General features: G+C 69.1%; 29 protein-coding genes and 1 riboswitch. Of the genes, 10 read left to right on the forward strand and 19 right to left on the reverse strand.

Going from position 1 to position 26,996, the window contains the following annotated elements:
• Positions 1-37: 37 nt before the first annotated feature.
• Positions 38-1,633, forward strand: coding sequence for a diacylglycerol kinase family protein (locus OX958_RS00425; RefSeq protein ID WP_270134872.1), 1,596 nt, complete (start codon positions 38-40; stop codon positions 1,631-1,633).
• Between the two features lie 18 nt (positions 1,634-1,651).
• Here the strand turns inward: OX958_RS00425 and OX958_RS00430 are convergent, their stop codons facing one another.
• A complete protein-coding gene (locus OX958_RS00430; protein WP_270134874.1) occupies positions 1,652-2,164 on the reverse strand; it encodes a DUF4446 family protein in 513 nt (170 codons plus the stop codon).
• 109 nt (positions 2,165-2,273) lie between these two features.
• Between OX958_RS00430 and larB the strand changes: the two genes are divergently transcribed.
• Together larB and larC are read left to right on the forward strand one after the other, a co-directional pair.
• On the forward strand, positions 2,274-3,002 hold the full coding sequence (gene larB, locus OX958_RS00435) for a nickel pincer cofactor biosynthesis protein LarB (RefSeq protein WP_270134875.1): 729 nt from the start codon (positions 2,274-2,276) through the stop codon (positions 3,000-3,002).
• Positions 2,999-4,378, forward strand: a complete 1,380-nt coding sequence (gene larC, locus OX958_RS00440; RefSeq protein WP_270134876.1) for a nickel pincer cofactor biosynthesis protein LarC — start codon at positions 2,999-3,001, stop codon at positions 4,376-4,378. The genes larB and larC overlap by 4 nt, the downstream gene beginning before the upstream one ends.
• Before the next feature lie 43 nt (positions 4,379-4,421).
• On the opposite strand, the gene OX958_RS00445 is transcribed toward larC, so the two are convergent.
• The 3 genes from OX958_RS00445 to OX958_RS00455 are packed head-to-tail and all read right to left on the reverse strand — an operon-like array spanning position 4,422 to position 7,093.
• On the reverse strand, positions 4,422-4,739 hold the full coding sequence (locus OX958_RS00445) for a cupin domain-containing protein (protein ID WP_270134877.1): 318 nt from the start codon (positions 4,737-4,739) through the stop codon (positions 4,422-4,424).
• Between the two features lie 9 nt (positions 4,740-4,748).
• On the reverse strand, positions 4,749-6,332 hold the full coding sequence (locus OX958_RS00450) for a DUF2029 domain-containing protein (protein ID WP_270134879.1): 1,584 nt from the start codon (positions 6,330-6,332) through the stop codon (positions 4,749-4,751).
• Positions 6,329-7,093, reverse strand: coding sequence for a glycosyltransferase (locus OX958_RS00455; protein WP_270134880.1), 765 nt, complete (start codon positions 7,091-7,093; stop codon positions 6,329-6,331). Before OX958_RS00455 ends, OX958_RS00450 begins: the two co-directional genes overlap by 4 nt.
• 216 nt (positions 7,094-7,309) lie before the next feature.
• On the opposite strand from OX958_RS00455, the gene OX958_RS00460 reads away from it, so the two are divergent.
• The gene (locus OX958_RS00460) at positions 7,310-8,509 is read left to right on the forward strand and encodes an arginine deiminase (protein ID WP_270134882.1); all 1,200 of its coding nucleotides are present in this window, start codon (positions 7,310-7,312) and stop codon (positions 8,507-8,509) included.
• Between the two features lie 219 nt (positions 8,510-8,728).
• Here OX958_RS00460 and OX958_RS00465 read toward each other — a convergent pair whose 3' ends face one another.
• From OX958_RS00465 to OX958_RS00475, 3 genes are all read right to left on the reverse strand, one after another.
• Positions 8,729-9,697 carry a DUF5926 family protein gene (locus OX958_RS00465; RefSeq protein ID WP_270134884.1) on the reverse strand — a complete coding sequence of 323 codons (969 nt, stop codon included), beginning with the start codon at positions 9,695-9,697 and terminating at the stop codon, positions 8,729-8,731.
• 44 nt (positions 9,698-9,741) lie between these two features.
• A complete protein-coding gene (locus tag OX958_RS00470; protein ID WP_270134885.1) occupies positions 9,742-10,158 on the reverse strand; it encodes an ATP-binding protein in 417 nt (138 codons plus the stop codon).
• A 245-nt stretch (positions 10,159-10,403) separates the two neighbouring features.
• Complete coding sequence (locus tag OX958_RS00475) at positions 10,404-11,285, reverse strand: glycerophosphodiester phosphodiesterase (RefSeq protein ID WP_270134886.1); 882 nt, start codon at positions 11,283-11,285, stop codon at positions 10,404-10,406.
• A gap of 267 nt (positions 11,286-11,552) precedes the next feature.
• Between OX958_RS00475 and OX958_RS00480 the strand changes: the two genes are divergently transcribed.
• Entirely contained in the window at positions 11,553-12,524 is a 972-nt protein-coding gene (locus OX958_RS00480; RefSeq protein WP_270139212.1) for a zinc-binding dehydrogenase, read from the forward strand.
• Here the strand turns inward: OX958_RS00480 and OX958_RS00485 are convergent.
• The 6 genes from OX958_RS00485 to OX958_RS00510 form a co-directional block, all read right to left on the reverse strand.
• Positions 12,517-12,819, reverse strand: coding sequence for a GNAT family N-acetyltransferase (locus OX958_RS00485; RefSeq protein WP_270134888.1), 303 nt, complete (start codon positions 12,817-12,819; stop codon positions 12,517-12,519). The genes OX958_RS00480 and OX958_RS00485 overlap by 8 nt on opposite strands.
• A gap of 111 nt (positions 12,820-12,930) precedes the next feature.
• Positions 12,931-14,268: an LLM class flavin-dependent oxidoreductase gene (locus OX958_RS00490; RefSeq protein WP_270134890.1), complete on the reverse strand. Its 1,338-nt coding sequence runs from the start codon at positions 14,266-14,268 to the stop codon at positions 12,931-12,933.
• Complete coding sequence (locus tag OX958_RS00495) at positions 14,265-14,987, reverse strand: ABC transporter ATP-binding protein (protein ID WP_270134891.1); 723 nt, start codon at positions 14,985-14,987, stop codon at positions 14,265-14,267. Before OX958_RS00495 ends, OX958_RS00490 begins: the two co-directional genes overlap by 4 nt.
• Positions 14,963-15,811, reverse strand: a complete 849-nt coding sequence (locus OX958_RS00500) for an ABC transporter permease (protein WP_270134892.1) — start codon at positions 15,809-15,811, stop codon at positions 14,963-14,965. The genes OX958_RS00495 and OX958_RS00500 overlap by 25 nt, the downstream gene beginning before the upstream one ends.
• Positions 15,808-16,860 carry an ABC transporter substrate-binding protein gene (locus OX958_RS00505; protein WP_270134893.1) on the reverse strand — a complete coding sequence of 351 codons (1,053 nt, stop codon included), beginning with the start codon at positions 16,858-16,860 and terminating at the stop codon, positions 15,808-15,810. Before OX958_RS00505 ends, OX958_RS00500 begins: the two co-directional genes overlap by 4 nt.
• A 22-nt stretch (positions 16,861-16,882) precedes the next feature.
• Positions 16,883-17,443 carry a flavin reductase family protein gene (locus tag OX958_RS00510; RefSeq protein ID WP_270134894.1) on the reverse strand — a complete coding sequence of 187 codons (561 nt, stop codon included), beginning with the start codon at positions 17,441-17,443 and terminating at the stop codon, positions 16,883-16,885.
• Between the two features lie 352 nt (positions 17,444-17,795).
• Here OX958_RS00510 and OX958_RS00515 point away from each other — a divergent pair, with 352 nt between their 5' ends.
• Together OX958_RS00515 and OX958_RS00520 are read left to right on the forward strand one after the other, a co-directional pair.
• Positions 17,796-18,278, forward strand: coding sequence for an RNA polymerase sigma factor (locus tag OX958_RS00515; protein WP_270134895.1), 483 nt, complete (start codon positions 17,796-17,798; stop codon positions 18,276-18,278).
• Positions 18,271-18,837 (forward strand): methylated-DNA--[protein]-cysteine S-methyltransferase, encoded by a 567-nt coding sequence (locus tag OX958_RS00520; protein WP_270134897.1) that lies wholly within the window; start codon positions 18,271-18,273, stop codon positions 18,835-18,837. The genes OX958_RS00515 and OX958_RS00520 overlap by 8 nt, the downstream gene beginning before the upstream one ends.
• A gap of 101 nt (positions 18,838-18,938) precedes the next feature.
• Here OX958_RS00520 and OX958_RS00525 read toward each other — a convergent pair whose 3' ends face one another.
• From OX958_RS00525 to OX958_RS00545, 5 genes are all read right to left on the reverse strand, one after another.
• Positions 18,939-19,619, reverse strand: a complete 681-nt coding sequence (locus tag OX958_RS00525) for a class I SAM-dependent methyltransferase (protein WP_270134898.1) — start codon at positions 19,617-19,619, stop codon at positions 18,939-18,941.
• 45 nt (positions 19,620-19,664) lie between these two features.
• Positions 19,665-20,999: a purine-cytosine permease family protein gene (locus tag OX958_RS00530; RefSeq protein ID WP_270134899.1), complete on the reverse strand. Its 1,335-nt coding sequence runs from the start codon at positions 20,997-20,999 to the stop codon at positions 19,665-19,667.
• Positions 20,994-21,121: riboswitch (TPP riboswitch) on the reverse strand. It overlaps the preceding gene by 6 nt.
• Before the next feature lie 22 nt (positions 21,122-21,143).
• Complete coding sequence (locus tag OX958_RS00535) at positions 21,144-21,809, reverse strand: alpha/beta fold hydrolase (RefSeq protein ID WP_270134900.1); 666 nt, start codon at positions 21,807-21,809, stop codon at positions 21,144-21,146.
• Complete coding sequence (locus OX958_RS00540; protein ID WP_270134901.1) at positions 21,806-22,603, reverse strand: hypothetical protein; 798 nt, start codon at positions 22,601-22,603, stop codon at positions 21,806-21,808. Before OX958_RS00540 ends, OX958_RS00535 begins: the two co-directional genes overlap by 4 nt.
• A 78-nt stretch (positions 22,604-22,681) precedes the next feature.
• Entirely contained in the window at positions 22,682-23,539 is an 858-nt protein-coding gene (locus tag OX958_RS00545; RefSeq protein ID WP_270134902.1) for a DUF3152 domain-containing protein, read from the reverse strand.
• 202 nt (positions 23,540-23,741) lie between these two features.
• Between OX958_RS00545 and OX958_RS35310 the strand changes: the two genes are divergently transcribed.
• The 3 genes from OX958_RS35310 to OX958_RS00560 are packed head-to-tail and all read left to right on the forward strand — an operon-like array spanning position 23,742 to position 25,781.
• A complete protein-coding gene (locus OX958_RS35310; protein WP_442913239.1) occupies positions 23,742-24,554 on the forward strand; it encodes a HipA family kinase in 813 nt (270 codons plus the stop codon).
• A gap of 10 nt (positions 24,555-24,564) precedes the next feature.
• Positions 24,565-25,440, forward strand: a complete 876-nt coding sequence (locus OX958_RS00555; RefSeq protein ID WP_270134905.1) for a DUF3037 domain-containing protein — start codon at positions 24,565-24,567, stop codon at positions 25,438-25,440.
• Positions 25,441-25,493: 53 nt separating this feature from the next.
• Positions 25,494-25,781 (forward strand): hypothetical protein, encoded by a 288-nt coding sequence (locus OX958_RS00560; RefSeq protein WP_270134906.1) that lies wholly within the window; start codon positions 25,494-25,496, stop codon positions 25,779-25,781.
• A 20-nt stretch (positions 25,782-25,801) separates the two neighbouring features.
• On the opposite strand, the gene OX958_RS00565 is transcribed toward OX958_RS00560, so the two are convergent.
• Positions 25,802-26,995, reverse strand: a complete 1,194-nt coding sequence (locus tag OX958_RS00565) for an ATP-binding protein (protein ID WP_270134908.1) — start codon at positions 26,993-26,995, stop codon at positions 25,802-25,804.
• Between the last annotated feature and the right edge of the window lies 1 nt (position 26,996).

Below are 26,996 nucleotides of genomic sequence, written 5' to 3' on the forward strand. Positions count from 1 at the left end.
ATCAGCAGCGATCTTTGCGAGGGGGAGATCAGGCGGCATGAACCATCACCCACCCACTCACGTCGGCCGGGCGCTGACGGTCGTGCTGGGGGTGCTGCCGTTCACCGTGGTGACCCTGCTGGTCTTCGGGGGCTGGCCGCCGCTGCGCCGCTGGGACGAGTCGGTGGCGTCCCGGGTGGCGGCGTACGGGGCGGCGCACCCGAGCATGGTCGACGTCTGGCAGGTGACGGGCGCGGTGATCCTGCCCTGGACCTCGCGGGCCGTCATCCTGGTCGTCGCCGCCTACCTCTGGCACCGGCGGGCCCGGCTGCTGACCGTCTGGCTGATCGTCTCCGCGGGCGCCGAGCTCGGGCTGGTGCAGGCGGTACTGCATATCTTCGACCGGTCCCGGCCCGCTCAGGTACTGGTCGAGACCGGCGGCTGGTCCTATGTTTCCGGGCATGCCACGGCCGCGTTCGTGATGGCCGGCGCTCTGGGTGTGGTGCTGCCGTCGGTCCGTGGCTGGCGACGCCGTTTCCGGCTGCTGGTGACCCTGCCGACGATCGCGGTGGTCCTGATCGCGTCGATCGACCGGGTGCTGCTCAACGCGCACTGGGTGTCCGACGTACTCGGTGGCTGGGCACTGGGACTGGCGATCCTGACCGCGACGTCGATCGGGTTCGGGCTGCGGCCGGGGCTGCGGCGCCGGCGGCGGCGTACTGCGGCGGACGAGCACAGCGCGTCCTCGGTGCCGCCTCGCGCGGCGGTGATCGTCAACCCGATCAAGGTGGGCGACGGGGTGGCGTTCCGGCGCAAGGTGACCCGCGCGCTGGCCGTCCGCGGCTTCGACGATCCGCTCTGGCTGGAGACCCGCCAGGACGACGCCGGGAACACGATGGCCAAGCGCGCGATCGAGAACGAGTCGGACCTGGTGCTGGTCGCGGGCGGTGACGGCACGGTCCGGGTGGTCTGCGCCGCGCTGGCCAACACCGGTATCCCGGTCGGCGTGATCCCGGCCGGTACCGGCAACCTGCTGGCCCGCAACCTGCACATCCCGCTCGATCTGGACGACGCGCTGGAGCGCATCCTGGACGGTCGCGACCGGCGGATCGACCTGGTCAAGGTCTCCGGTGACGGGCTCGACACCGATCGCTTCGCGGTGATGGCGGGGCTCGGGCTGGACGCGGCGATCATCACCGGGGCGCCACCGATCCTCAAGGCGCAGCTCGGCTGGACGGCGTACCTGGTCTCGGCGGCCAAGAACATCAACCACCCGTCGGTGAGGGTCAGGATCACGCTGGACGACGACGAGCAGGTCGAGCGCCGGGTCCGCACCGTGGTGATCGGCAACGTCGGCATGCTGCAGGCGAACATCCCGCTGCTCCCGGACGCCCGCCCCGACGACGGTCTGATCGACGTCGTCGTGATCGCTCCTCGCCGGGTGACCCAGTGGCCACTGGTGTTCTGGCGGGTGATGACGCGGACCAAACGCACGGAGATGTATCTGGAGCGCTTCACCGGCCGCAAGGTGGAGGTCGTGGCGACGGCCGACGTCCAGCGGCAGCTCGACGGCGACGGCATCGGCCCCGGCCGGACGCTCACCGCCGAGGTCGAGCCCGGCTCGCTGGTGGTCCGGGTCCCCAAGCGCCGCTGACCCGGCGGACGGCCTCGGTCAGGACTGACCGGGGGTGTGGCGGGGTTGGGCAGCCTCTTTGCGGAGGGTTTCGAGGGCTTCGCCCTCTTCCGGGGACAGCTTCGACTCGCTCTCGAAGGACTTGACTTCCTTCGCGTAGGAGCGGGCGTCGTTGCGGCTGTTGATCGAGGTGAGCACGACGCCGTCGCCGTTGTCGTCGAGCAGCGCCATCGACCAGGAGAGCCGACCGCCCATGTCGCCGTAGGCGTCGTACCGCACGACGGCCAGGTGCTGGAGGGTGTCGCGAAGCTCGCTGCGGGCGTCCTCGAGCTCCTTGCTCAGCCGCCGGAGCTCCGATTTGACCGTGCCCGGCTTGGCCTCGGGCTGGGGCGCCGACTGGACCTGGGGCTGCGGTTGCGGGGCGGCTGGGAGTTTCGCCGCGGGCTTCGGCACGCCGGACTGCGCCCTCAGCGCCTGGATGGCGAACACGAGGGCGAGCACCGCCACGAACAGAGCGGCGATCCCGAAAGCACCGGCTAACGTCGAAGACACGCACCGCAGCCTAATGGCTGCGTGGTCAAGTGCATGCGCTGAGTGTCGGTACGAGGGCTCGGTAGGGTCCGAATCGGGTGTTTGCTGCTGGGCCACGTAGATTCGCGGGGTGACTCATTTGCCTGATTCAAGCCCGGACGGCGGCCCACTGCCCGGAGTGCATGACCTCGGCTACGCACGCCTCGACACGGATCGCCTGGAGCGCACAGGGGATGCCGAGGTGGTCTACGGCGCCGGGAAGACGCCGGAGCAGATCGTCGGGCTGCTGCAGACCCTGCACGAGACCCACCCGGGTCACGCCGTACTGGCGACTCGCCTGAGCGAGGAGGCGCAGGCTGTCGTCTCCGCAGCCCTGCCGCAGGCAATAGTCGACCCGGTAGGCCGTACTGCGGTGCTCGGGGCTGCCCCGGTACTGCGTGGCACGGTGGCGGTCGTAGCAGCCGGTACTTCGGATGCGCCGGTGGCCGCTGAAGCAGCCACGACGGTCGGTGTGTTCGGGGCGAACGTCGATCTGATCACCGATGTCGGGGTGGCGGGGCTGCATCGCATCATGAGCGTGCGGGAGCGTCTGAACGCCGCGGACTGCCTGATCGTGGTCGCCGGGATGGAAGGCGCGTTGCCGAGCGTCGTGGGCGGACTCGTCGGAGTGCCGCTGGTCGCCGTACCGACCTCTGTCGGGTACGGCGCCTCGTTCGGTGGGGTGGCGGCGCTGCTGGGGATGCTGAACTCCTGCGCGCCCGGGGTGACCGTGGTGAACATCGACAACGGGTTCGGGGCCGGGGTGTTCGCTGCTCGGGTGGCGCGACGCGCGGCGCCGGCGGAGGTGAAGTCGCAGTGAGAGTCGCCTGGATCGACTGCGCGGCCGGTGCCTCCGGCGACATGCTGCTTGGAGCTTTCCTGTCGGCCGGAGCTGATCTGGAAGTCGTCAACGCGGCGGTCGCCGCGGTGGATCCGTCGCTGTCGGTCACGGTCGAGCAGACCAGCCGGCACCAGATCGCTGCTACCAAAGCGTCGGTCAGAGTCGCCGGGGAGTTGCATCCGGAGAACTTCCCGGACGGTTCCGCGTCGGGGAAGGAAGGCGGAGTCGCGCAGGCGGTTGGCGGGGCTGCGCACGGCGGGGCTGGGCATGAGCACGGCGGGGCTGGGCACGGCGGAGCAGCGCACGAGCATGGCGGGGCTGAGGGCGATGGGGTTGGGCACGGCCATGGGCATGGGCATGGTGAGGACGCCGCGAGTGGTGGGCATACCCGGACCTGGGCGGAAGTCCGGCGGCTGATCGAGGCCGCGGGACTGGCTGACGCCGTACGCGACCGGGCGTTGGACACCTTCGCCCGGCTGGCCAGGGCGGAGGGACAGGCTCATGGCGTCGAGCCCGACGACGTGCACTTCCACGAGGTCGGGGCGCTGGACGCGATCGCGGACATCGTCGGGGTGGCTGCCGCTTCGGTGGCGTTGGAGCTCGATCGCGTCATCGTCTCGACCATCGCGCTCGGTGGTGGGCGGCAGGTGCGGGGACAGCACGGAGGCATTCCGGTGCCCGGTCCCGCGGTGCTCGCGCTGCTGTCCGAGGCCGACGCGCCCGTGGTCGGCGGCACAGCGCCGTACGAGATGACGACGCCGACCGGCGCGGCACTGCTGGCCTCCCTGGCGGACGACTACGGGCTGCTGCCGCCGATGCGGATCCAGCAGACCGGGGTCGGCGCGGGCGGCCGCGACCCGGTCGAGGTACCGAACATCGTCCGCGTGATCGTCGGTGACGCACTCGACCGGCCGGCCAGCGAACTCGTCTACGAGACCAACGTCGACGACCTCGACCCGCGGATCTGGCCGCAGGTCCTGGCCCGGCTGATGGAGGCCGGCGCGGCCGACGCCTGGCTGACCCCGATCCTGATGAAGAAGGGTCGCCCGGCGCACACCCTGTCGGTGCTGGTCGGCGGCGCGAACGCCGAGGAGGTCCGCTCGGTGATCCTGTCGGAGACCTCCGCGATCGGTCTGCGCGAGTCGCAGGTCCGCAAGCACGCGGCCGACCGTGAATTCGCGAGCGTCGAGGTCGACGGGCAGCGCATCCACGTCAAGATCGCCCGGTACGGCGGTCAGGTGGTCAACGTCCAGCCCGAGTACGACGACGTCGCCGCGGCCGCCGCGGTCCTGCGCAAGCCGATCAAGACCGTCCTCGCCAAGGCGATCGCGGCCGGTCACGACCTCTGGAGCTAGCCACGCCGGGCCGGTGACACGCGCGGCGCCATCCGCGGCGCCGTCAGCGGCCGGAGTACGGCGGGGCGAAGAACACCAGCAGCGCCAGGTCCTCGGTGACCTCGGTGAAGCGGTGTTCTTCCTCCGCCGGTACGAAGAGCACGTCACCCGGCCCGATCGGTTCGGTGCCGCCGGGCGTCACGATGGTGGCCCGGCCGGCGGTGACGACGTAGATCTCGTCCTCGTGATGCGGCGCCTGGTCGTCGACGCCGCCCGCGGGAATCGAGTAGGTCCCCACCGACAACGACTCGGTCCTCAACTGCTCCGCGAAATGATTCGGCTCGGCCCGCTGGAACTCGCCGGCTCCCACTAGCTTCTGCATCCGCAGAGACTAGACGGTCTTCTCGGTCTTCGGCTCGGCCTTGCGCCGGGGCCAGTCGTACGGCCACCACTGCGCGCCGTTGCGCCGGGCCCAGACGATCAGCCCGACCAGTACGGCGAGCTCGATCGCGGGGCAGATCGTGTCCCGCAGCCGGGTGCTGAACCACTCCAGCGAGTCCGACAGGAACGGCGCGACCTGCCGCGCGTTCGGATCCCGGCCGGGAACGTAGGCGATCGCGATCATGGTGGTCCGGATGACCATCCACTTGTCCACCTTCGACGCGGCCACCGCCGCCAGCGCGACCCAGGCGATCACGTCGTACCAGGGCAGCGAGTACATCGCGGTGACGATCCAGGCGATCCCGTAGATCGCGGTGTAGCGGATCGCCTCGGGCGTGTGGTCGTCCGGATGGGTCCGGGGGACGAGCGACTTCGGGAACACCTGGGACAGCAGGATCGCCACCACGATCAGCCCGGCCCAGGCGGCGATCGCGATCACGGTGCGGACCAGGCCGTTGGGCAGGAAGAGGGTGAAGAAGCTCAGCAGCACCTTGTGCGGCGTACCGGTGGAGATGTACGCGCTGTTCGACCGGGCCTGTTGCAGCGCCTGCACGCCGACCACGGCGTACAGGCCGACCATCGCGACGCCGGCGCCGAGGCAGAAGGTGATCGCCTTGCGCCGGTCGGCGCGCAGCGACCAGAGCATCGCGACGCCGACCAGACCGATCGAGAGTTTCGTGCAGCCCGCGACGCCGAGCATGACGCCGGCCCAGAACAGATGCCGGCGGAACAGCACCAGCGCGATGATCGCGAACATCACCGCGATCGAGTCGTTGTGCGCGCCGGCCAGCACGGTCCACAGCAGCAGCGGGTTGCCGAGGGCCAGCATCGCGACCCGGCGGCGGGCGACCAGGTCGGGGCCGACCAGCTTCATCAGCAGAAGTCCGGAGACGATCAGGCTGACCGCGACGGACAGCTGCAGCATCCAGACGGTGAGCTGCATCGAGTCGCCGCCGACCCAGGACGAGAACCACTGGATCCAGGTCGCGATCGGGCCGTAGACGCTCTTCGCGCCCTGCCACGGCCGCTCGGTCGCCGCGATCACCGGGTCGTAGCCGAGCCGGATGGTGTCGGCCGGGGCGGTCGTGTACGGGTTGCCGCCGAGCGACATGATCCGCCCGTACGCCGCGTAGATCAGCACGTCGCCGGACGCCATCGGCGGCACCAGCGTGACGGCGGCCGTCGTACCGATGCCTAGGGCAACTAATCGCTGGACCCGCGGGGCCCAGCCGTTCTTGATCGCCCGGGCGGCCAGGAAGACGCCGTAGCCACCGAGCAGGATCGCGACGTAGATCATCATCGTCACGAGCCAGTCGTTCGGCTTCGCGTCGAACCAGTACGACGGCAGCCAGGCGTGCCGGTTGGTCAGCGTGAGAACCACCACGGACGGCCCGAGCAGCCCGGCGGCGACCATCAGGGCGGTGGAAGCCAGGTAGAGCCCGACCGCCCGCTTGCCGTCCCGATCGGCCGTCGGCGAACCCGCGACCACCTCAACATCGCCCGTCCCGGCGCTGCTCGTCTTGTCGGTACTCATCGCGCCGGCCTGCCGCCGCGAGCCGGCAACGCGCTGCGCGCCGCGAGCGCCCGGCGGACGTGCAGGAACTGGCGGCCGCGATGCAACTGCCCCCGCCAGTCGGTGCCGGTCGCCCGGTGCCGGACGTCGATCGGGACCTCGACGATGCGGAAACCCTTGCGGCCGAGGTCGATGCTCAGCGCGGCCTCGACGCCGAAACCCCGGGCCAGCGGGAGCGCGGCCTCGAAGGCAACTCGGGTCAGGCAGCGCTGCCCGGACAGCGGCTGCTCCGGCGCCCAGCCGGTGGCCTGCTCGATTCCGGCCCGAGCCAGCCGGACGACGAAACCGTGGCCGCCGGCCTTGCTACCGTCCGGCCGGACCTGAGCCGGCAGCGTTCCGATGGTCATGTCGGCGCGACCCGCCAGGACCGGCTCGATCAACGGCTCGGCGCCCGCGGCGGAGTCGGCCAGGTCGGCGTCCAGGAACAGCAGGTGCCTCGCTCGCGCGCCATCGCGCTCCGCGACCGCAGCCGCTCCGGTCTCCATCGCCGCCGCCTTGCCGCGGTTGCGCGGATGCCGGACGACGACCGCGCCGGCCCGCTCGGCGACCTCGGCGGTGCCGTCGGTCGAGCCGTCGTCGACGACCACGACCAGGTCCACGCCGGTGATCTTGCGCACCGCGTCGACCGTGGCGACGATCCGCTCGGCCTCGTCCTTGGCCGGGATCACGCACGCGACGGAGCCCTGAGCGGGCTCGACGGGAGGCAGATCAGTACCGGACACAGCACCGCAGCCTAGTTGTTCGGCGGCCGATCCCCCGCCTCCGTCCCCGGGCTCTGTGGATATCTCGTTCTTTCGGCGGATTGGGCCGGCCGCGCGACCGAGTTGGAGTTCTGCCAAGATTGTCGGACAATCAGACAGAATCACAGCAGCCTCCGGCACCGACGCCAGGGCTGCCGTAGCTTGGTGGAAACCGGATCCGGACGAGAGGGCACGCAGATGACTGAGGCGTACGGCGTCGACAGCGAGGTCGGGCCACTGCGGACGGTGATGCTTCACCGGCCGGGCAACGAGCTCCGCCGACTCACCCCGCGCAACAACGACAAGCTGCTCTTCGACGGCCTTCCCTGGGTCGGCCGCGCGCAGGAGGAGCACGACGCCTTCGCGCAGGTGCTCCGGGACCGCGACGTCGAGGTGCTCTACCTGCACGAACTGCTCGCCCAGGCGCTCGGTGATCCGGCCGCCCGCGCCGAGGCGGTGGCCGGCGCGACCGAGGACCTCCGGCTCGGCGACACCCTGCGCGACTACCTCCAGACCGCACTGACCGCGCTCGACCCGCAGGAGCTGGCCGAGGCCCTGATGGCCGGCGTGCGGAACGACGAGGTGCGGGCCGGCGGTCTGGTCACCTCCCTACTCGCGCACGAGGACTTCCTGATCGATCCGCTGCCGAACCTGCTGTTCACCCGCGACTCGAGCCTGTGGATCCGTGACCACGTCGCCGTCACCTCGCTGGCGATGCCGGCCCGGGTCCGCGAGTCGCAGCTGACCGAGCTGATCTACACCTTTCACCCCCGTTTCGCCGGGGCGGAGAAGGTCTACGACCACAGCCTGGAACACGTCGAAGGCGGCGACGTGCTCGCCCTCGGGCCCGGCGTACTGGCTGTGGGAGTCGGCGAGCGGACCACGCCGGCCGGCGTCGAGCGACTGGCCCGGCGGGTGTTCGCGAAGGGGCTGGCGCACACGGTGCTGGCCGTACCGATCGCGCAGCAGCGCGCCACGATGCACCTCGACACGGTCTGCACGATGGTCGACGTGGATGCCGTACTGATGTATCCGAACATGGCCGAGGAGATGCGCGCGCTGGCCGTCACCGCCGAGGGCGACGAGCTGCATGTCGCGGAGTCCGAGCCGTTCCTGGTGGCCGCGGCCAAGGCGCTCGGCATCGACACGTTGCGCCGGATCGACACCGGCCTGGACCCGGTCACCGCCGAGCGCGAGCAGTGGGACGACGGCAACAACACCCTCGCGCTGGCTCCGCGGGTCTGCATCGCCTACGAGCGCACCGAGGAGACCAACCAGCGGCTGGAGGAGTCCGGGATCGAGGTCATCCGGATCTCCGGTTCCGAGCTCGGTTCCGGTCGCGGCGGCCCCCGTTGCATGTCGTGCCCGGTCCTGCGGGATCCGCTGACGACCGCCTGACCGAGGCCTGAATGTGGCAGCGATGCCGCACCCGCGAAGGTGGCTGACGAAGCAACTACCCGGCCCGACGCGCCGAGCGAAATCGGGGGTTGTCGGCAGGGCCGGTTATGAGTATTCTTCGTGCCTAGGCCCAGGCCCTGTTGCTCCCCCGTCAGCAGGACTTGGGCCGTCCACGTGAAAAGGCCCCCGCACTCCTCGAGTGCGGGGGCTTTTGCTGTCCTAGCGGATCGTCAGCTGCCGGCTGGCCAGACCGGCGCGGGCGGCCCGCTCTTCGGTGGTCAGCGCGGCCTCGGTGGCCAGCGCCTGGTCGAGCGCGACCGCGAACTCGGCAGCCGGCTTCTCCAGGTCGGCGGCCTCGGCGTCGGCCGGGAGCTCCCACACCGGCGCGAGCACGCCGAGCGCACGGAACGAGCCGATCAGGCGGCTGCCCTCGGTCAGCGAGGACGAGCCGGCCGCGTGCAGCCGGGCCAGCGCGTCGAGCAGCGTGTCCTCGGCGTGCGGCAGCACCCAGCGCAGGTAGCGACGGTCGCCGATCTGGGTCCAGTACGCCGCCTCGACCGACTCCAGCCGGACGGTCGGAGCAGCCGCCGCGTTCGCGCGCTCCAGTCCGGCCGCCACCTCACCGGTCGGGTCTTCGACGTTCTCGCCGACCCAGTAGTCGAAACCGTCGTGCACCTTCACGGTGATCGGCTCGCCGGCGTCGACCAGGTCCTGCAGTCGCGGTCCGTCCTTGAGCAGGTCGCCGAGCTGGATCGGGTTGCCCGGCTCGGTTTTCAGCGCCGCGGTGATGGCGTGCGCGACGTCGCGGCTCGGGTCGCCGGAGGAGGCATGCGTCTGCAGGCCGATCCAGATCGTCTCGTCGTCACGCACCAGGCCGGGCATCGCCATCGGCAGCAGGGTGACCAGGTTGACCTTCTTGCCCTGGTGCTCGCCGGCCAGCGTCAGCTCCGCCGTACCGGCCGGGACGATCTCACGGAAGGCGATCAGGTCGCACTCGGACGGCAGGCCCTCGAACGGGCGGACCACGAAACTGTCCGCCGCCTGCGCCTGCTCACGGCCGTGGCACTGCTTGAACCGCTTCCCCGATCCGCACGGGCAGGGCTCGCGCGGGCCGACGTCGGTCAGGTCGGCCGGATCCAGCGTGACGGTCGTGGTGTTCTTGGCGCGGTTGCGCGACTTCTTTCCCATACCCCGCAGTCTGGCAGCATCCGGCCGCCGGTCACCTACCCGCGTCAGCGCGGTACGACGGCGTACACGGTCCGGCGGTGGCTGACGGTCCGGACGCCCCACTCTGCGGTGAGCATGTCGACGATGGCCAGACCACGGCCGCCGACGGATTCGGGATGGGCGCCGGTGATCCGCTGCGGCTCGGTGTCGCCGCAGCCGTCGACGACCTCCAGGTGGATGCCGGCCTTGTCGATCCACCAGGCGGCCCGGACCTCGCCACCGGGCAGGGCCGGCGCGTACCGGATCGCGTTGGAGAGCAGCTCCGACAGGACCAGTTGAGCGTCGTCACTCACGTTGGCGGCGACCCGGTGCCGCTTGAGGTAGCCGGCCAGACGGCGGCGGGCGTCCGCCACGGCGGACACTTCGTGCGGCAGTACGACGTCCACAACGCTGACGTCGGCGGGCAGGGTCGCAGAGGACAACCAGGTCTCCTCAGGTCGGAACAACACTCCCACTTCTGCCCCCGATCGGGGCCATGAAAACCCTTGCAGGTATTCCGTTACACAGCGACGCCGAAGATCACACGATTGACGGAACTTTCGAGACGAAATCGACGGAATCGAACGTCCTAATCACCGCTTGCATTCACTTCGTCACACAGATCGACCAAAGTGAGACGCAGTTCACTAACGCTCCGCGTTCCAGGGACGCCGCTCGAACGAGCGGCTCATTGCGGCGGTGAGGACCGGCGCAGCGGCAGGTGCAACTTGCGGCGCTGCGGCTGAATCGGCAGCGCGGGCGAGGTGGGCAGCGGACTCGCGAGCGTCTGGATGGCCAGCTCGGGGCGGTCGCTGATCAACGCGTCCACGCCGATGCTCTGGCAGTGCCGGACGTCCTGCTCGGTGTTGACGGTCCAGACATGCACCTGGTGGCCGTGCTTGTGGGCGCGATCGACGTACTCCGGGTGGGCGGTGACGATCTCCAGGCTCGGACCGGCGTACGAGACCCCGGTCGGCAGCGAGCCGTCGCGGAAACGCAGCGGCACCCGGTCCATCAGCAGCACCGTGCGCAGGCCCGGCGCCAGAACGCGCATCCGGCGCAGGGAGAGCCAGGAGAAGCTCATCACCCGCACCGGGGACTCCGAGCCGATCCGCGGATGCGCCCAGCCGAAGCGGTCGAGCATCTCGATCAGCCGGCGCTCCACCAGTCCGGCGTACCGGGTGGGGTGTTTGGTCTCGATCGCCAGCTCGAGCGGCCGGCCGGCGTCGTGAACCGTCTCCAGCAGCCGCTCCAGCGTGAGCACCTTGGTCAGGTCCGGGTCCGGCAGCTCGGCCTCCTCGTCGAGCTCCGCCCACGGGTTCTTCCACGATCCCCAGTCGAAGCCGTCCAGCTCCTCCAGGCTCATCGTGGACAGCACACCGCGCCCGTTGGAGGTGCGGTCGATCCGGCGGTCGTGCACACAGACCAGATGCCCGTCCGCGGTCAGCCTGATGTCACACTCCAGCCCGTCCGCTCCGGCCTCGACGGCCCGGCGGTACGCCGCCAGCGTGTGCTCGGGACTCACTTCGCTGGAGCCACGGTGGGCCACCACGCTGGGGCGTTTCGCCATGACGACAACTCTGGCATGCCGTCTCGGGACGCACTCGCGCAGGCGCGCCCACCGGTCGGGCAACGATTACGCGCGGGAATCCGGTCCTGAGGCCTCGGTGAACGATTTTTTGGACGATTGGAGAATTTGATCAACCGAATCTCGCCTTTCCCGCAACCGTACTCGGACAATGCAGCGAAAGCCGTCGAGAAGGACCGCCGGTTTCACCCTGCGGTCGGCGATCCCGGACCTGTGGCCGGGGTGAGTCACACTGAGCCGGTGACGCGGATGCGAGCAGTCGTGCTGAAACAACCGGGGCCGCCGGAATCGCTGACGGTCAGCACCGTCGAGCGGCCGGAGCCCCGCGAGGGCTGGATCAGGATCAAGGTCGAGGCGTTCGGCCTGAACCGGTCCGAGTACCACCTCCGCGCGGGGATGGCCTCCGACGCCACTTTCCCGATCATCCCGGGCATCGAGGCGACCGGCACGGTGGACCTCGCCCCGGGTGGCGAGTTCGAGCCCGGCCGGCAGGTGGTCGCGATGATGGGCGGGATGGGCCGCAGCTACGACGGCGGGTACGCGGAGTACACCGTCGTACCGGCTGCTTCTGTCGTCCCGGTGACGACCGACCTCGACTGGGCCACGCTCGGCGCCCTGCCGGAGATGTTGCAGACAGCCCACGGTTCACTGCACACCGGCCTGGGCATCCGGCCAGGGCAGAGCATCCTGATCCGCGGCGGTACGTCGTCCGTCGGAGTCGCCGCCGCGGTCCTGGCCAAGGAGCAGGGCCTGACCGTCTTCTCCACCACCCGCAACCCGAAGCGCCTCGACCTGCTGCGCGACCTGGGCGTCGACCACCCATTGGTTGACGACGGCAACATTGCCGCCCAGGTGCGGGAGATCGTCCCGGCCGGCGTCGACGCGGCGCTGGAACTGGTCGGCACCAACGTGCTCCCCGACACCTTGAAGGCCACGGCCGTGCAAGGAACCGTCTGCTTCACCGGCATGCTCAGCGACGCCTGGACCATCCCGGACTTCTACCCGATCGGCTACCTGCCCAACGGCGTCCGCCTGACCGCCTACAGCGGCGAACGCAGCGACCTCCCCACCGAAGCCTTCCAGCGCTACGTCGATTTGGTTGCCGCAGGCAAACTCCCGGTCCGGATCGACCGGGTGTTCGCGCTGGACGAGATCGCCGAGGCCCACCGCATCATGGAAGACGGCGAAGCGGTCGGGAAGCTCGTGGTCCGCGTCAGTTAGTTCCCCCGCGTAGCCGCTGCTCGCTCGCTCCTTCGTTTCGCTGCCAGTCGCGGCTGAGCAGGCCGTAGACCCACGAGTCCGAAACCTCGCCGTTCACGATGCAGTCCTCCCGCAACGTCCCTTCCCGGACGAATCCGAGCTTCTCCAGGATGCGGGCCGAGGCCGCGTTCCGGGTGTCGGCCTCGGCCTGGACCCGATTCAGGTCCAGCGTGGCAAAGGTCCACTGCAGCAGGGCTCTCGCGGCTTCCGTGCCGTAGCCGTGGCCCCACGAGGCGGTGGCGTAGCAGTAGCCCATCCGCGTCTGCGTCCTCGATTGGACGCAGACGCAGGCGGGCCGTGGTCAGGGTCGGGGCAGGCAGAGACATGCCTGCCATGTTGCCGTCCAGGAAGCGCGGCAGGCCAATGGTTAACCGGCGGCTTGCTGGAGGGAGCGGGTGCGGCCGGGTGGGCGGGGTAGGCCGTAGTGGTCTCGGAGGGTGGTGCCGGTGTAGTCGGTGCGGAACAGGCCACGTTGCTGAAGGATCGGGACTACCTGGTCGGCGAAGACCTGCAGGCCGGAGGGGAGGACGGCGGGCATGATGTTGAAGCCGTCTGCCGCGCCGGCGTCGAACCAGTCCTGGATCGCGTCGGCGACCTGCTCAGGAGTGCCGCTGAAGGTTCGGTGACCGCGGCCGCCGCCCAGGCGGCCGATCAGCTGGCGAACGGTGAGTTTTTCGCGGCGGGCGAGGGTGACGATCAGGGTGTAGCGGCTCTTGGCGCCCTCGATCTCGTCCTCGGCGGGGAGCTCCGCGGGAAGTTGCTGGTCCAGCGGGAGGTCCTCGGGCGCGACGCGGAGTGTCTTGGCGAGTTGCCGGCGGGCGTACTCGGGCTTGATCAGGTCGTCGAGCTCGCGTTCCAGCCGCAGCGCCTCCTCCTCGGTGCCGCCGATCACCGGGACGATGCCGGGTAGGATCTTGATCGCCGAAGGGTCGCGACCGAGCGCGGCGGTGCGGGCCTTCAGGTCGGCGTAGAAGGCCTGTGCGTCCTCGAGGGTCTGCTGGGCGGTGAAGACAGCTTCGGCGTACCGCGCGGCCAGCCCCTTGCCGTCCTCGGACGAGCCGGCCTGCACGATCAGTGGATGACCCTGCGGTGACCGCGGCAGGTTGAGCGGTCCGTGCACCTGGAAATGCCGCCCGACGTGCTCGATCGGCCTGACCTTGGAGTCGTCACCCCAGACGCCGGACTCCTTGTCGGCAATGGTCGCGTCGTCCTCCCATGAGTCCCACAGCTGGTAGGCGACCTCGAGGAACTCCGCCGCCCGGTCGTACCGCTCCGCGTGCGTGGGCTGGTCGGCCAGGTTGAAGTTCTTCGCCGCGTCCGGGCCCGCGGTGGTGACCACGTTCCAGCCCGCGCGCCCGCCGCTCACGTGGTCGACGCTGGCGAACCGGCGGGCCAGGTTGTAGGGATCGTTGTACGTCGTACTGGCGGTCGCGATCAGCCCGATCCGCGACGTCGCCGCCGCGATCGCGGTGAGCAGCACGGTCGGCTCCAGCGAACCGGCCGGACGGCGCCCCACGTCGCCGATCAGCTGCGGTGAGTCCGCGAAGAAGATCGAGTCGAACCTGCCGCGCTCCGCGATCCGCGCCAGGTTTTGGTAGTGCGCCACGTCGGTGTTCGCGACGGGATTGCTCTCCGGCAGGCGCCAGGAAGCTTCGTGGTGTCCGGTGCTCATCAGGAAGGCGTTCAGGTGCAACTGGCGGCTCACAGTGATACTCCCAAGGCATCGAGAAGTTCGGTCCGGACCGCGGCGAAGCCCGGGTCGGCGGGACTGCGGGGCTGGTCGAGCTCGATCGTCTGTTCGGCGACGATCCGGCCTTCGTCGAGCACGATCACCCGGTCGGCAAGCACGATGGACTCGTCGACGTCGTGAGTGACCAGCAGGACGGCGGGCTGGTGCGCGGCGCAGAGCTTCCGCAGCAGGACGTGCATCTTCAACCGGGTCAGCGCATCCAGCGCTCCGAACGGTTCGTCGGCCAGCAACAGAGCCGGTTCGCGCACCAGGGATCTGGCCAGCGCGACCCGTTGCTGCTCGCCACCGGACAACTCGTTCGGCCAGGCCTGCTCGCGACCCGCCAGCCCCACCTCGGCGAGACTCTGCCGACCGCGCTCGCCGGCGTTCTTCAGCCCCAGCAGGACATTCTCCAAAACCCGGGCCCAAGGCAACAAACGGGAGTCCTGGAAGACCACCGACACGTTCTCCGGTACGACGAGTTCGCCGGAGCCCTCGACGTCGTAGTCCAATCCGGCCAGAGCGCGGAGCAGAGTGCTCTTGCCGGAGCCACTTTTCCCTAGCAGGGCAACAAATTCGCCGGGTTCGATACTCAGGTCGAGATCATCGAGGACCACTCGGTCGTCGTAGCGGCGAGTCAGGCCGCGAACCTCGACGGCCTGCTTCAGGGTCAGTCCGCCAGTGTGCGTCGCCATGACAGTGCCTTCCTCTGGACCAGCCGGACGGCTCCGTCGGACAGCAGGCCGAGCGCGCCGTAGAGAACCAGGCCGACGATGATGATGTCGGTCTGGCCGTAGGTGCGGGCCAGCTCCATCATGTAGCCGATCCCGCTGGTGGAGTTGATCTGCTCGACCACCACGAGCGCCAGCCAGGCGCCGGTCACCGCGAAGCGCAGGCCGAGCAGGAAGCCCGGCAGCGCGCCGGGCAGGACCACCCGGCGGATGAAGTGCCAGCGGGACAGGCCGACGGTCTCGGCGAGTTCGACGTACCGGCTGTCGATCGTGCGCAGCCCGTTGTGGGTGTGGATGTAGATCGGCACGAAGACGCCGAGCGTGATCGTGACCACCTTCATCGTCTCGCCGATCCCGAGCCAGAGGATCAGCAGTGGCAGCAGCGCGAGCGACGGAATCGCGCGCTTGATCTGGATCGGGCCGTCGAGGATCGCCTCGCCGACGCGGCTCAGCCCCGAGAGCAGGGCCAGGACCGTGCCGAGCAGGATGCCGAGGCCGAGGCCTGCGAGAGCGCGCTGGGCCGAGGTCAGCAGGTTGGACTGCAGCCTGCCGTCGGCGATCAGGTCGCCGGTGGTGGTGACGACCGTCCACGGCGCCGACAGGATGCGCGGGTCGAGCAGGCCGGTCGCCGAGCCGATCGACCAGCTGATCAGCAGCAGGACCGGCCCGATGGCGGCGCCGAACTTGATCTGCCGGCCCGGCCCGAGCCGGCGCCGACGACGTACGGGCTGGACGACGGCACGGCGACCGTGGTCGGCGCGGATGCCGGGAATGGCCAGCTGCGTCATTTGGCCGCCGCCTTGATCGCGTCGGACGCCACCGTCTGGAAGCGCAGGTCGTAGAGGTCGGCCGCCTGGATCACCTTGTTGCCGGTCTCCTTGGCGAGCAGCTCGATCGTCTCCTGCTGCCGCTTGATCGCTTCGCTCCAGTCAGCACTGATGTCGGGGTGCCCGGCGTTCTGGACCAGCCACTGACCATCGGCCTCGGTGAGCCCCTGGTCCTTGACGTAGTACCCCTCGATCCACTCCTTCGGGTGCTGGTCGATCCACTGCTGGGCAACGCCCCAGGCTGCGACGTACGCCCGGATCGCGGCCGCCTTGCCGGCGTCCTCGAGTGATTCGGCCGGCCCGTAGAGATGAGTCGCGTCGTCCCTGATCCCGTGCCGGATCGTGGTGGCGCCGTCCTTGCCGTACTTCGCCAGGTAGCGCTTGATCTGTACGCCGCCGATCGGCGCGACCTCCACCTGCTTGGCGGCCAGCGCGCTCGCGTAGACGTCGCCGGTGCTCGGCAACTCGACGAACTCGACGTCCTGCTTGGTCAACCCGGCCTTCTTCAGCGCCTTGAGCACCAACGCGCCCTGCGCCTGGCCGGGACTGTAGGCGATCTTCTTGCCGCGCAGGTCGGCCAGCGTCCGCACCTGTACGCCGGGAGCGACGCCCAGCTGGTAGATCGGGTGGTCGACCGCGTCCTGGCGGAACTTGGAGGCGACGATCTTCACCCGCAGTCCGGTCCAGGTGGCGTGGATCGACGGGATCTCGGCGACCGAGCCGAGATCGAGCGCCTTGGCGCGGAACGCCTCGGTGGTCTGCGGACCACCGCTCAGGTTGGCGAACTGGACGTACTTCGAGACCTGCTCGAGCCGGCCCGACAGCTTGAGCGCGACCTGGGTGGCCGGATCGCCGACCACGATCCTGGTCCCGTCCGGTACGTCGGTCGGCAGCGCCGCGTCCAGTGCGAGCTTGGGGCCGCCCCCGGCCTGGGCGTCGCCGCCGCAGCCGGAGAGCAGGGTGAGCGCGGTCACGGCCGCGGCCAGTACTACGAAGGGTTTCTTGGGCATGAGCTTCTTCCAGACAAGGGATTCAGGAGGGCCGGTCGGTGGTCGCGTAGCGGCCGTCGTGGTACAGCAACGGCTCGTGCTCGCGGCGTTCGGCATGGATGGCGAGCCGGGCCACGACGAGGTGGTGATCGGCCACTGCGAAGCGATGCTCGACGAGAGCGCGCAGGTAGCTGGGCGCCTCGTCCAGCACGGGTTCACCGGTCCGCAGGCGGGACCAGCGGGTCGGTTCGGCGAACCGGTCGATGCCGCTGGTGGCGAACCGGCCGGCGATCTCGTGCTGGCCGGCGTCGAGGAAGTTGATCACCAGGCTGTCGGCCCGGTGCACGGTCGGCCAACTGGAGGCGGTGGTGGCGATCGAGAACGACACCAGCGGCGGCAACAGGCTGACCGAGACCAGCGAGGTCGCGGTGAAGCCGACCGGGCCGTTGCCCGCGTCGGCGGTGATCACCACCACGCCGGCCGCGTGCCGGCGGAACACCGCGCGGAAGATGCCGGCGTCGACGCTCCGCTCCACTGGTGGATTCGGGACGATGCTCAAGCCGGGACGAGCAGGCAGGGCAGGGTTGATCGCATGGACGGACATGTCTCTCCCTCGGGACGGGGCAGGGACGACCGGCCGCGGGCAGGCAGGCATGACCAGTTCGGGGTGACCGCGGCCGGGCGGGTGAAGTTGCAGCTGGCTCTCGAGGCCAGGAAGCGTCGTCGCCCGTCGTACGGACAGGCGGTGGTGCGGTGGTGCTAGCGACAGGTGGCGCTCGCGGTGCGCATCATGTCGATGACGCGGCGGCGAGTGAGCAGACAACTTGTCATGTCAGTCAGCTTCTCATCAAAGTAGACTGGATAACTAGACAATCTCGTCAGGCGATACGGCACGCCGCCCAGCCCCCTCACACCAGCGACCGTGGGTGCGTTCTACTGACGTGATGATTTCGGAGATGGTGAGGCTGCCGCCGTTCCAGGCGCTCGTGGACGATCACTGGCGCGACGTCGCCAGGCTCGCCCGCGCGCTGGCCGGACCGGTCGACGGTGACGACGTCGCCCAGCGCGCCTGGGAGAAGGCCTTCGCCGCGTACCCGAACCTCACTTCGGCCCGGAACCTGCGCGGCTGGCTGCTCACCATCACCGCTCGCTGCGCGACCGATCTGCACCGGGCCCGCAAACCGCAGACGCCGCTGGACGACGCGCCGCCGATCACCGTCGATGGCCCGGAGGCCGCCGACTTCCCCGATCCGGGCCTCTGGCGCGCGGTACAAAACCTGCCCGAACGGCAGCGCGTCGCCGTCACCCTCAAGTACGTCGGCGACCTGGACCACCACGGCGTGGCCGCCGCCCTGGACACCACGCCCGCCGCATCGCGCCGACTCGTCAGCGATGCGCTCGCGACCCTGCGCACCGAACTCGGAGTGGACCATGACTGACCTCGAAGGCCGGCTGAGCCGGCTGACCGCTGGAGGCGCGCGACCGCCGGTACTGCCCGCCGCCGACGTCTCCTACGTCCTGCACGACACCCCCGTCGGCACGCTGCTGCTGGCGACCGCGGGCGGCCGGGTGGTGGCGAGCTCGTTCGGCGACGAGGAGACGCTGACCAACCGCCTCGCCCGGGCGATTTCCCCGCGCGTACTGCGTCAGCCGGCCGCGCTGGACGGCGTACGGCGTCAGCTCGACGAATACCTGACCGGTCAACGAAAAGCGTTCGAAGTGGAGATCGACCTGACGCTCGCGACGCCTTTTCAGCGCCTTGTGCTGGCCGATCTTCCGGATCACACCGGTTATGGCCGGACGACGACGTACGGACAACTCGCCGGCGCGATCGACCGGCCCAAGGCGGCCCGGGCGGTCGGTACGGCGCTCGGCGCGAACCCCTTGTGCGTGGTACTTCCCTGCCACCGGGTGATCGGCGCGAGCGGCGCGCTCACCGGCTATGCCGGCGGGCTGGACGCAAAACGCTTCTTGCTGAATCTTGAATCGAAACGGTGAGTTTTCCGGCGGGTAGAGGATTTCCCCTATCCTGCAGAGCAAGCAGCGTGCTGCTGAGAAAGCGGCAGGTCCCCAATGTGGAGTGGGGACCTGCCGCTTTCCTAATCGTGGCTGGGCTGGTGGATTTCCAGGATCAGCCGGCGGCGGCCGCCCCATTCGCGTTTGTAGACCTTGTAGTCCTTGATCCCGGCGGCCGAGCACAACCGGCCGTAGCTGGCCTCGTCGTGGATGAAGTGGACGCTGCTGCCGCCGAACTGCTCGGTGGTGACGATCCGGTGCTCCGGGCCCTGCCGCAGCCCGTTGGCGATCTCCGAGGCCGTCGCCGGTCCCCAGACCGGACCCTCGATCACGGCCAGCCCGCCCGGCTTGAGCACCCGGGAGATCTCCCAGATCGTCGACATCTGCTCGTCCTCGGCGAACAGTTCGTGGAACGCGGTCCACAGGCAGATCACCGCGTCGAACGAGTCCGACCGGTACGGCAGGTCGGTCATCGACCCGATCGCCCAGTCGATCGACAGTTCTTCCTCCCGGGCCTTGGCCTGACCGGCCCGGACCAGGTTCGGCGAGATGTCCAGCCCGCGGACGACCTTGCCGGCCCGCCGCAGCGGCAGACTGATCCGGCCGTAGCCGCAGCACAGGTCCAGCACGGATTCCCGGCCCTGCAGAAGTTCCTCGACGGCGGTGATGACGGCGGCATCCCGTTCGGGTGTGGTGCGACTGGCCAGCCCCTCGACCCCGAGTTCTTCGTACTCGGCCCGGCTGCGCAGTGCAGAGTTCAGCATTGCGCCAGTATCCCGGCCACGCTGGGTCACTGTCAGTACATGCTGCTAGATCGAGACCTTCCCGGTCTTGCGCCCGATCCGGCCGAAGAGGATCGCGGCCACCATCGAGACGACGATCGAGGTGTACGTCGCGCCGAGCCAGCCCGGTACCGGCCGATCGCCGAACACGGTCTGCTGGAGCTCGAGCCAGAACGGCGACCAGCCGTTGACCGTGCCGGGGTTGACCAACTGGTAGGCGACGAAGCCGAAGACCCAGGCCAGCGTGGGCTGCCAGCGGAACCTGGCGGTGTCGGAGACGTCCCAGTTCATCTTGCTGACCACGAAGAAGTCGGCGATCGCGACCGCGAACAACGGGATGAAGACCGAGCCGATCAGGTAGAGGAACTGGGTGTAGTTGCCCAGGTCAACGAAAAGCGCGAGACCGGTGGCCAGCGCGCCGATCGCGACCGAGAGCCAGCGCCGGTCGAGGTGCCCGACCAGGTTGTGCGCGGCCATCGTGGTCGAGTAGACGTTGGCGTAGGCCTCGTCGACCTCGTCCACCAGCAGCACGAACAGCGCGATCGCACCGGCCGGCAGGGTGACCAGCGCGGTGATCACGTCGGTGCTGTTGGTCTGCAGGGTCGCGACGGCGATCACACCGAGTGCGTAGTACAGGATCGCGGCCAGGCCGTAGCCGAGGGCCGATCCGGCGAAGGCGGCCTTGTTGGTGCGCGAGTGCCGGGTGTAGTCGGCGGCGAGCGGCGCGAACGAGACGACGCCGGCCGCGGCCAGGTCGACGCCGGGCCAGAAGCCGAAGACGCCTTCCTGCGGCAGGTCGTGCACCGGCTTGCTCAGCACCTGGATGAACAGGTAGACCGAGGCGAGCAGGACCAGCCAGACCATGAACTTGCGCAGCAGGCGGACGCTGCCGAGCGGACGCACGGCCATCGCGGTCGCGATCAGGCCCGCGATCAGCACGAACAGCCAGCGCCAGCGCTCACTCGTCACCGCCACGGCCGCCTGGGAGATGACGATGATCTCCATCGTGGCCCAGCCGATGTTCTGCGCGATGTTGAGCACCGTCGGCGCGACCGAACCGCGGCGGCCGAAGATGCCTCTCAGGCTGACCATCGCGGGCGCGCCCGTGTGCGACCCGAAGACGGCCGCGCCGCCCAGTACGAGCGCGCCGATCCCACAGCCGACGACGACCGCGATCAGGCCCTGCACCAGCGATCCCGTGTACGCCGCGACCAGGGCGCCGGTCACTGGGCCGAACAGCGAGATGCCGAGGTTGCCCCAGAGCGTGAACTGGTCGAGGAAACCCAGCGTGCGTGGGGTGTCCGTGGTGAGGACCAGCGGCGCCTCGGTGGCAGTGGACGTGCGTGCAGCGGTAGTGGTCATGGCTGACCTGCTCCCTACGCCGGCATTACCCGGTCAGGTTCAGGCGGTCGGCGACCCGGCTGCGCTCAGCTCGTCGCCCTCTCAGCCCGCCAACATCGGTGCGAGCTCCCGCGGAGGTTTTGTTACTTCGTCAACGATAGCCCGTCACTGCTGGTTGTATACACCGGCTGCCCGATTGATGAACTCCGCCAGCTCCCGGCCGTTCGTCAGAACCGGCATGTGCGAGCCGGTCGGCAAGGTCCAGGCTTCTCCGCCATCAGCCAGCTCGGCCAGCCGCCGGGTCCACTCGGGCGAGCAGAGGCTGTCGTGCTTGGAGCGGACGACTATGGCCGGGCACTCGAGCCCAGTGATCGCCGCGGCCAGGTCGTAGTGCCTGGCGACCTCCATCGCCCGTGCCATCGACACCAGGCCGGTACGCCGGTACTGCGGAGCCAGCACCGGCACCAGTCGCGGCGACTCCCACACTGCCGACCGCACCCATCGCGCGGCGAGTGTCGGCCAGTGGGAGGTCTCGACGTCGCCGGTGGGGCCCAGCAGCACAACACCCTTCACCAGCTCGGGTTGAGCCAGCGCGACCGCGACCACGATCTGGCAGCTTGCCGAATGGCCAACCAGGACGGAGGGCTCGGTCACGCGAGCCGCTACGCGTTGCGCCAGTGCCTCGGTTCGCAGGTCGTCGCCGCGGCGTACGGGCTCGCCGTAGCCGGGGAGCGGCACCACGTCGTACGGCGCCTGCAGGTGCTCCACTGTCGGCGCATACGACTCTGGTCCGAGGCCGAGACCGGGAACCAGCACAACAGGCAACGTCACTCCCAGGGTGGGCGGTCCGGCGCTTGCTGCACGACTGGGTTGCGGACTGCGGGCTTGAGCTCGCGGTACCCGAGCGCAAACCCCACGGCCAGCAGGAGCAAGCCGAAGCCACCCCACCCGTACGCCGTCGGCAGGCGGTCGAGGGATTCGTCGATCGCGCCCATGCCGGTGGTCAGGAGCATCACGAACCAGACCATCAGGGGAATCAGCGAGGCGGCGATCAGGCCGAGTCCGGTCAGCTCGATCGGGTCCGGCCGGCGCCCGGCCTTGCGGCGGTTGTGTACGTCGCGCAGCCACATGCCGAGGCCGGTCAAGCCGACTATGACGATCAGTAGCTGGCCGATGGTGTCGATGGTGTCCGTGCGGAGCGGGTGGTTCAGCGGCGAGCCGGGTGACTGGGAGATCTCCCGGAGCGAGACGCGCTGGACTGAGATGACCAGGAGGCCGTAGACGGCGGCGATGATCGCGGCAATCAGTACCACCCGGGCGGCGCGAGGGTCGCGGGGTGCGGGCTGGCCTTCTCGCCCGTACGTCGGCAGCTCATGCGGCTCGGGGGATGCGGCTGGGCCGTAGGGCTGGCCGGGGCGGTAGGCGGGCGGCTGGTTGTAGGCGTGCGCCTGCGGGTCGCCGTACGGGGGTGGTGGCGGTTGTTGCTGCTGCTGGCCAGGTTCGGCGTACGAGCCGTGGCTGAAGGTGTTGCCGCCGTACGGCGCCGGCTTGGCGTAGTACTCACCCTCGCGCGGCTCATCGGGGTTGTCGCCCCGGCCGTAGGTGGGGAAGTCCTGTGACGACATTCGCTACACCCTCCCGCTCGCTCCGACGCTCTTCCGACAGGCTCTCACGAGTGCGGCCTCAGGAGACGTCAAGCGGCGCTAGGTGGCTTTGGTCGTCGGCCAGGCGTTGGGAAGACAGCCGGCCAGGCCCTTGGTCTGCTGCATCATCACCGGCGCCGGGGTGCCGGCCTTGGCGCAGGTCGAGTGGCCGTAGCCGAGGGCGTGACCCACCTCGTGGTTGACCAGGTAGCTGCGGTAGAGGTCGACCTTGCCGGCGTATGCGGGGACGGCGTACATCCAGCGCTTGGCGTTGAGGACCACCCGGTCCTCGACCCGGCAGGAGACCTCGCCCCCGGTGTCGAGCGGCAGGCAGAGCTTGTCGGTGAGAGTCGGCGTGGCCACGATGATGCGGAGATCGACGTCGGCCTTGTCGCTGCGCTCGAAGCTGACCGGGTGCAGCGCCTGCCAGCCGCGGGTGTCGGTGAGCGTCCGGTGCACCGACGCCGCGATGTTCGCCCCGTTGACCGAGAGCCCCTCCTCGATCTCGACCCGGTAGGTGAGCTTGTCGCGCACCCCGTTCGCCTTCGAGACGCCGGGCACCACCCGCAGCCGGCCGCTGGAGACCGTCACGTTCGGCTTGGAGCCCTTCGGCTGCCGGGTCAGGGTAGGTGCCGGACGCAACGGAGTGGTCAGCGTCACCGACGGCGTCGGCACCTCGGTCGGCACCATCACCGGAGCCTTCGGCGGCTCCTGCGCCGCCACCACGCTGCCGCTGAACTGCGCCGCCAGATTGGTCTGCCGGGTGGCGTCGGGATGCACCACCATCACCGTCCCCAGCACCGCCAGCGCGGTCACCGAGAACCACTGCGCCTTGTACGACTTCCGCCGGCTGTGCCGCCCACCCCGGCTCCGGCGCGCGCGACCGCCGGCACGCTGCCCGCTCTGCCCGGTGGTCATAAGACCGCCACCCTATCCACTCTGCGTTAGATCACGAAAGAGCAACTTCCGGCACAGCCCGCGCACGATCAGCTACTACCCCGTGCGCGTGCGGAGGAACTTGCGGAAGTGGGAGACGGTCTAGGCTCTCTACAGCAATCGGCCTCGGCGTACAGATCGATATCCAGGACGGCTGCGAAGTAGAACGAAACCAGGAGAGCGGATGACCGCAGGACAGAGCGCGTGGTCAGACGCAGCCGTAGCTGCGGCTCTTGATTCGCCCGGTCGTGCCAGGGCCCAGGCTGCGGCCCAGGTCCTCATCAAGCAGGCCGAAACAGGGTCGAAGCCCATCCTCGCCTCCGCGGACGACCAGCAACAATACTGGCTCAAATGGCCCGGGAACCCCCATGGCAACCTGTCACTTGCCCATGAGGTCCTCGTCGCAGGTATAGGTCGGCTCCTCGGAGCACCCGTACGCCGGGTTTCGCTGATCTATGTCGACCCCGCCTTGGTCATAGACCAGTTCGTTGACGGTCAGCGGCTGCCAGCTGGTCTCTACGCAGGATCCGAGCTCCTCACGGAGGTTGAGGAGGACACGGTGGTCGCCCGAGTACGGCGGGCGGACAACGCCGCTCGATTCGCTTACTACCTCGCTCTGTGGGATCTCTGCCTGGGAACGGATCTTCAGCTGCTCTATCACCTGGCAGAGACCGACCAGGTCTGGTCTATCGATCACGGGCTGTGGTTCGACAGCCTCGAAGGCGACTGGTCAGCCGCGCACCTGTCCAGACAAGGCAGCCTCCCCTGGCCATGGCCGGATGGCGCACGACCCCAACCGTTCAGCCGCGCTGCTTTTCTCAGTGCGGGAGCGGCCGTGGACGGTCTGACCTGTCAAGATCTGGCCGACGTACTGGGCGGCGTACCGTTAGAGTGGGGTATCGCTGACGAAACCCTACGAACCTTGGCAAGGTTCGTCTACGAACGCCGATCTGCAGTGTCGGAACGGCTACGACAAGCCGCAGCGTGGTACCGATGAGGGGGACAGCATGCGTTACGACTACTGGGTCGTTCGTTATGTTCCCGACGTCGTGCGCGGCGAGTTCGTGAACATCGGCGTGATCGCGGGCCATGACGACGAGTGGTCGTACCGGCGTGTGAGCAATCTTCGCCGAGCGGCCCGGCTAGGCGGTTCGCCCAGCTACTCGGACGCTTTCAGTCAGAAGATCGAAAGGGTGATCGAGGCACGGCTGGAAGCCGTCGATGCTTTCTTCCCCGACGGTTCGACACCTGCCTTCGGTAGGGGCGATATCGAGGACCTCCGAGTGCGGATGAACAACCTCGTCCAGTTGTCCGATCCACGGCCCGTTCTGGCCAGATCCGCGGACGAAGCGGTGAAGCTGGCCTTCGAGCTGATGGTGGTGGAATCCGAAGCCGATGTGAACCACCGCACCAGAACGCGGGTGGTTCACCGGCTCAGGGATGCCTTCGCTCTCCGACCTGAACTCGGACGACATGTCTCGCGATCCCAACTTGCCGCTGTGGGTGCGCAGGAGACGAGTATCGACTTCGCAGTCGAGGACGGCATCGTCCGTCAGATGTCCCAGGTCTGGGCGTTCGACGTGAAGGACACCCGCAATCTGCAGACCCAGATTCAGGCGTGGAACTATCTCCTGGCCCTCCTCCGTGAAGACGGCGGCCGGCTGACACCCAGGAACCACAATTCCAATGGGGTTCAGATACCCAGCGGGGTAGAGATCAATGCTGTTTACGCAGACCCCGTAACAGCAGCAGGCGAGGCTCAGTTCGCCATCGCTCGCGAGGGATGGCGAAGACTCGGTGTCGACGTCGTTCCGTCGTCGGAGTCGGAGAGCATCATCGACGAGGCCGAGCGGCTGCTCCGGTCGAGTGCCCCTAGCGAATAGCGCCGCACGCTGACCCGAGAATGACCGTGGTGTGTTACACCAGCGTGGTGTCTATGGGAAGACTGACCTTCGGAAGACTCACCGAGGCGTGGCGCGGTGAAGCATCGGATTTCACTCCACTGCTCGTCGAGCGTCTGGACCAGCTCGGTGCGGCCATTCGCGTTGACCTGACAGCTGCGGGGCAAGCCGAAGTGCAGACGACCGGAGGACGACGGATCGATATCGTCGCTCAGGTCGAGGACGGCACCGAGTTCGTCATCGAGAACCAGTACGGGCGAGCTGATCATGATCAGCTGCGACGTAGGAGCTGCGGGCCAGGGTGGGTGGGAGCTGCGACGTAGGAGCCGCGTGGGACGTCGTGCTACCCCGTGCGGGTGCGGAGGAACTTGCCGAAGTGGGGGACGGTGAAGGCGACGGTGCCGCGTTCGGCGGAGAAGACCAGGCCTTTCTTGATCAGGCCGTCGCGGGCCGGGGAGAGGGACTGGGGTTTGCGGTTGAGGGTGGTGGCGACCTCGGCGGTGGGGACCGAGCCGTCGTCGGCGTTGATGCCCAGTTCGGCCATCGCGCGCATGTACTCCCGCTCGGCGGGGGTGGCTCGTTCGTAGCGGGAGCCGAAGAAGCCGACGGTCAGTTCGGCGGAGGCTTCGGGGGCGGCCACGGCGACGTCCTTGATGGTGATCGGGCTCGCCGGGGCGTGGTCCCAGGTGGCGTGGGCGAAGGCCTGGACGAAGTACGGGTAGCCGTCGGTCTGGGCGTAGAGCTCGTCGAGGGCCTCCTCCTCGAACACGACGCCCTCGGTCTCGGCCGGGATCATCAGGGCCCGGTCGCAGGCCTCGCGGGACAGGCGGTCGACGCGCACGTAGCGGAAGAGGCGCTCGGAGTACGACTTGCTGGCGGACAGTACTGCGGGCAGGTGCGGCAGCCCGGCGCCCACGACGACCAGTGCGGCGCTCTGCTGGGAGATCTCGTGGCAGGCCGCGCACAGGGCCGACAGGTCGTCGGCGCTGATGTCCTGCATCTCGTCGATGAACAGCCCGACTCCGACCGACAGGTCGCCGGCCAGGTCGGCCGCGTCGGCGAAGAGCTCGATCAGGTCCATCTCGAGGTCCCCCGAGTCGGCCCGGCCCTTGGCGGCGATCACGTCGACCGGGGGTTGCCAGCGGATGCCCTTGCGGTCGTTCAGCCCGGTGCGCAGCGCGAAGGCCTTCAGGACCGCGCTGAACTCGTCGACCCGGTCGGAGTCGCGGTGCCGATGGCCCAGTTCGCGCATCGCCGTGTGCATCGCCTGCGCGATCGGCAGCCGGATGCTCTGATCCGGCCGGGCCTCGATCTTGCCGGTTCCCCAGGCGCGTTTGATCGCCTGGCTCCGCAGCGTGTTGAGCAGCACCGTCTTGCCGACCCCGCGCAGCCCGGACAGCACCAGGCTCCGCTCGGGCCGTCCCGCCGCGACGCGTTCGAGGACCACCTCGAACTGCCGCACCTCGGTGTCGCGACCGGCCAGCTCTGGCGGGCGCTGACCGGCGCCGGGCGCATAGGGATTCCGGATCGGATCCATG

This window comes from Kribbella sp. CA-293567 (assembly GCF_027627575.1).
GTDB lineage: Bacteria > Actinomycetota > Actinomycetes > Propionibacteriales > Kribbellaceae > Kribbella.

Coding starts and splice junctions, on each gene's coding strand:
- OX958_RS00425 (WP_270134872.1), top strand. CDS start 38: ATGAACCATCACCCACCCACTCACGTCGGCCGGGCGCTGACGGTCGTG.
- OX958_RS00445 (WP_270134877.1), bottom strand. CDS start 4,739: ATGCAGAAGCTAGTGGGAGCCGGCGAGTTCCAGCGGGCCGAGCCGAAT.
- OX958_RS00450 (WP_270134879.1), bottom strand. CDS start 6,332: ATGAGTACCGACAAGACGAGCAGCGCCGGGACGGGCGATGTTGAGGTG.
- OX958_RS00460 (WP_270134882.1), top strand. CDS start 7,310: ATGACTGAGGCGTACGGCGTCGACAGCGAGGTCGGGCCACTGCGGACG.
- OX958_RS00465 (WP_270134884.1), bottom strand. CDS start 9,697: ATGGGAAAGAAGTCGCGCAACCGCGCCAAGAACACCACGACCGTCACG.
- OX958_RS00475 (WP_270134886.1), bottom strand. CDS start 11,285: ATGGCGAAACGCCCCAGCGTGGTGGCCCACCGTGGCTCCAGCGAAGTG.
- OX958_RS00480 (WP_270139212.1), top strand. CDS start 11,553: ATGCGAGCAGTCGTGCTGAAACAACCGGGGCCGCCGGAATCGCTGACG.
- OX958_RS00485 (WP_270134888.1), bottom strand. CDS start 12,819: ATGGGCTACTGCTACGCCACCGCCTCGTGGGGCCACGGCTACGGCACG.
- OX958_RS00495 (WP_270134891.1), bottom strand. CDS start 14,987: ATGGCGACGCACACTGGCGGACTGACCCTGAAGCAGGCCGTCGAGGTT.
- OX958_RS00500 (WP_270134892.1), bottom strand. CDS start 15,811: ATGACGCAGCTGGCCATTCCCGGCATCCGCGCCGACCACGGTCGCCGT.
- OX958_RS00505 (WP_270134893.1), bottom strand. CDS start 16,860: ATGCCCAAGAAACCCTTCGTAGTACTGGCCGCGGCCGTGACCGCGCTC.
- OX958_RS00510 (WP_270134894.1), bottom strand. CDS start 17,443: ATGTCCGTCCATGCGATCAACCCTGCCCTGCCTGCTCGTCCCGGCTTG.
- OX958_RS00515 (WP_270134895.1), top strand. CDS start 17,796: ATGGTGAGGCTGCCGCCGTTCCAGGCGCTCGTGGACGATCACTGGCGC.
- OX958_RS00520 (WP_270134897.1), top strand. CDS start 18,271: ATGACTGACCTCGAAGGCCGGCTGAGCCGGCTGACCGCTGGAGGCGCG.
- OX958_RS00525 (WP_270134898.1), bottom strand. CDS start 19,619: ATGCTGAACTCTGCACTGCGCAGCCGGGCCGAGTACGAAGAACTCGGG.
- OX958_RS00530 (WP_270134899.1), bottom strand. CDS start 20,999: ATGACCACTACCGCTGCACGCACGTCCACTGCCACCGAGGCGCCGCTG.
- OX958_RS00540 (WP_270134901.1), bottom strand. CDS start 22,603: ATGTCGTCACAGGACTTCCCCACCTACGGCCGGGGCGACAACCCCGAT.
- OX958_RS00545 (WP_270134902.1), bottom strand. CDS start 23,539: ATGACCACCGGGCAGAGCGGGCAGCGTGCCGGCGGTCGCGCGCGCCGG.
- OX958_RS35310 (WP_442913239.1), top strand. CDS start 23,742: ATGACCGCAGGACAGAGCGCGTGGTCAGACGCAGCCGTAGCTGCGGCT.
- OX958_RS00555 (WP_270134905.1), top strand. CDS start 24,565: ATGCGTTACGACTACTGGGTCGTTCGTTATGTTCCCGACGTCGTGCGC.
- OX958_RS00560 (WP_270134906.1), top strand. CDS start 25,494: ATGGGAAGACTGACCTTCGGAAGACTCACCGAGGCGTGGCGCGGTGAA.
- OX958_RS00565 (WP_270134908.1), bottom strand. CDS start 26,995: ATGGATCCGATCCGGAATCCCTATGCGCCCGGCGCCGGTCAGCGCCCG.